Source organism: Roseobacter sp., assembly GCF_024639605.1.
In the GTDB taxonomy this organism is placed as follows: Bacteria; Pseudomonadota; Alphaproteobacteria; order Rhodobacterales; family Rhodobacteraceae; genus Roseobacter.
Map to the genome: position 1 here is coordinate 5862 of NZ_JAHEHZ010000135.1, position 3549 is coordinate 9410.

Below are 3549 nucleotides of genomic sequence, written 5' to 3' on the forward strand. Positions count from 1 at the left end.
GCACAGAATGAAGCGGCCCTTCGATTTCTGACTGCCAGTATTCGACAAACTGAAAAAGCCGCGGATGATCCGGTGCCAGGTCGTATTCCTGCCAGATGAAGGTGTTCAGGACATGTGTAAAATCGGGCATCCGGTAATAGAATTCTGCCGTTGTCAGCCCGTAGCCTTTCAGCATCAGTTCGGTTTCGTTTTCGGGCATTCTCTGCGCCTTTTTGCTGCCTCAGTACTTCCAGAATGGCACGGATAAATTACTTTTCAATAAAAACAGTGTGTTATCACTTTGCTGTGGTGGCTGCCAGCGCCGGGAAACTCCGGGATTGCACCTTATGTGTCCACTCTGCTATGGTCCGGACACAATATATAGACCCTGCAGAAAAAACGGGCAGTTTCAGTGAGCGACACACCACAACCCCCTGACAATGATGATGAAATGACGCCGGAGCGTCCGGCGTATGACGGGCCGACGGTCAGCATCGAACAGGAAATGCGCACGTCCTACCTGGACTATGCGATGTCGGTCATTGTCAGCCGCGCGATCCCTGATCTGCGTGATGGTCTGAAGCCGGTGCACCGGCGCATCCTCTTTGCGATGCACGAGACCGGCAACACACATGACAAATCCTATCGTAAATCCGCCCGTCCGGTCGGCGATGTCATGGGTCAGTATCACCCGCACGGGGATTCCGCGATCTATGACGCGCTGGTGAGGATGGCGCAGGATTTTTCGATGTCGTTGCCGTTGCTGGATGGTCAGGGCAATTTCGGATCGATGGATGGCGATAATCCGGCTGCCATGCGCTATACCGAAGTGCGCATGGACAAACCCGCGGCCTATCTGCTGGCGGACATAGACAAGGACACGGTCAATTTCCAGGACAACTACGACGGCAAGCAGCAGGAGCCGACTGTGCTCCCTGCCCGCTTTCCCAATATGCTGGTCAACGGTGCGGGCGGTATTGCTGTGGGTATGGCGACCAATATCCCGCCGCATAACCTGGGCGAAGTGGTCGATGCCACGCTGGCGCTGATCGAAGAACCCGACCTGACCTCGGAGCAGCTCATCGAATACGTGCCCGGTCCGGATTTTCCGACCGGGGGCATCATGCTGGGGCGCACGGGCGCGCGCAAAGCGTATCTCGAAGGTCGCGGCTCGGTCATCGTCCGTGCCAGAACCCGTGTCGAAGAGATCCGCAAAGACCGCTGGGCGATCGTGATCGACGAGATTCCCTATCAGGTGAACAAAGCGACGATGATCGAAAAAATCGCTGAGCAGGTGCGCGAGAAAAAGATCGAAGGCATTGCGCACGTGCAGGATGAGAGCGACCGCAATGGCGTGCGCGTCGTGATTGAGCTTAAACGCGATGCCACGGCAGAGGTGGTGATGAATCAGCTGTACCGTTTCACGCCGATGCAGACCTATTTCGGGTGTAACATGCTGGCGCTGAACGGTGGCCGACCCGAACAGCTGACGCTTCGTAAATTCCTGACGTATTTCATAGACTTCCGCGAGGATGTTGTCGCGCGGCGCACGGCCTATCTGCTGCGAAAAGCACGGGAACGCAGCCATATTCTGTGCGGACTTGCTGTGGCCGTCACGAACATCGATGAGATTGTAGCCACCATCCGGGCCTCCGCCGATGCCGCTGAGGCGCGCGAAAAGCTGATGACGCGGCGCTGGCCGGCGCAGGATATTCTGCCTTACATCGCGCTGATCGATGATCCGACCCACACGGCCAATGACGACGGAACCTATAATCTGTCGGAGACCCAGGCCCGTGCGATCCTTGAGTTGCGCCTGCAGCGCCTCACGCAGATCGGCGTAAAAGAGGTGACCGACGAGCTTGAAGAACTGGCCGGTAAGATCAAGGAATACCTCGAAATTCTGGGCTCGCGCGAGCGGATCATGAGCATCATCGCGGATGAGCTGCGCGAAGTGCGTGAGCTCTTTGCTGTGCCCCGCCGCACCGAGATCGTGGACTGGTCCGGGGACATGGAAGACGAGGATCTGATCGCCCGCGAAGACATGGTGGTGACCGTGACTTCCGGTGGCTACATCAAGCGCACGCCGCTGGCTGATTTCCGCAGCCAGCGTCGCGGTGGCAAGGGTCTCGCCGGTATGCAGACCAAGGAAGAGGACGTCGTCACGACACTCTTTGTAGCCAATACGCACACACAGTTGTTGTTTTTCACGACTGACGGGATGGCCTACAAGCTCAAGACCTGGCGTCTGCCACAGGGGGGGCGGACCTCAAAAGGCAAAGCCATAGTTAATATCCTGCCGATCCCGCCGGGCGTTTCTGTGGCCGCGATCCTGCCCATTGATCGCGACGAGGAAGACTGGTCAGAGCTGCAGATCGTCTTTGCAACTTCTGCCGGAACTGTGCGCCGTAACGCCTTGTCAGACTTCACAAATGTCATGCGTAACGGCAAGATCGCGATGAAGTTCGAGGATGAGCACGCCAATACGACGCTGATCAATGCACGTATTGCCTCGCCTGATGACGATGTGATGCTGGTCACTGCGTCCGGCCGGGCGATCCGCTTTCCGTCGACAGATGTGCGGGTCTTTAATTCGCGGTCGTCTGTTGGCGTCCGCGGTGTGAAGCTAAGCGGTGATGACCGGGTGGTGTCAATGTCAGTGATCCGTCATTTTGATGCGACGGCAGACGAGCGCGCGGCTTATCTTAAAATGCGCCGGGCGATGGCCGGGCTTGCCGATGATGCGGACGCGCCGGGTGATGACGAGGAAACCGACGCCAATGCCACGATCAGCCCGGAACGGTATGCGGAAATGTCGGCTGCCGAAAACCTGATTCTGACGCTGACCGCGCAGGGCGCTGGCAAGCTCTCCTCCAGCCATGATTATCCGGTGCGCGGGCGCGGCGGCATGGGTGTGCAGGCGATGGACAAAGCGATGCGCGGTGGCGCACTGGTTGCCTCCTTCCCGGTCGAGATGGATGATCAGATCATGCTGGCCACCTCCAAAGGCCAGTCGATCCGGGTGCCGGTTGATGGTATTTCCTTCCGCTCACGCTCCGCGGGTGGGGTCAAGGTCTTCAACACCGGCAAGGGCGAGGAAGTCGTCAGTGTCGCCTGGATTGCGGATCAGGGCGAGGAAGCAGTCGAGGATGCGGCCGGCGGACATGCCGAAAGCTGACCGCGCAGACCAGTTCGCACCGGTTGCCGCCCGGTAGCGCTCCTTAGTTGCGGTTTTTGGCAGCCGGTTTTTCCCTGTTGCCACGACGTCTCTGGCGCAACCCGGCGTCAACTTCATGCTGCGAAAACCTTTCCCTTTGGTCAGTCAGAGAACGATATGCGACGGATTTGCAGCCTCCTTTTGCTGTTATGCGGTTTTGCCACAGCGCCTCTGCGCGCTTCGCCGAAACGGGCAACCGGGCGGCGGTCGCGATCGGAAACCGTTGCCTGGTCTATTCCCTGCACTCTGCGCGGGACACCTCCGGCACGCCGGTTTTCGGATTTGAAAACGGGGGTTACAACGCGACCTTAAAATATGAATACATGCCCTGGCCGTGCGACAGCGGCACGCCG

1 protein-coding gene and 1 pseudogene are annotated in these 3549 nt (G+C 58.4%); one reads left to right on the plus strand and one right to left on the minus strand.

The window, feature by feature from the left end:
• Positions 1–199, minus strand: a pseudogene (locus Q0M35_RS14925) (aspartate-semialdehyde dehydrogenase); the annotation flags it as partial.
• 192 nt (positions 200–391) lie between these two features.
• On the opposite strand from Q0M35_RS14925, the gene gyrA reads away from it, so the two are divergent.
• The gene (gyrA, locus tag Q0M35_RS14930) at positions 392–3157 is read left to right on the plus strand and encodes a DNA gyrase subunit A (RefSeq protein ID WP_295316684.1); all 2766 of its coding nucleotides are present in this window, start codon (positions 392–394) and stop codon (positions 3155–3157) included.
• The last annotated feature ends 392 nt before the right edge of the window (positions 3158–3549 follow it).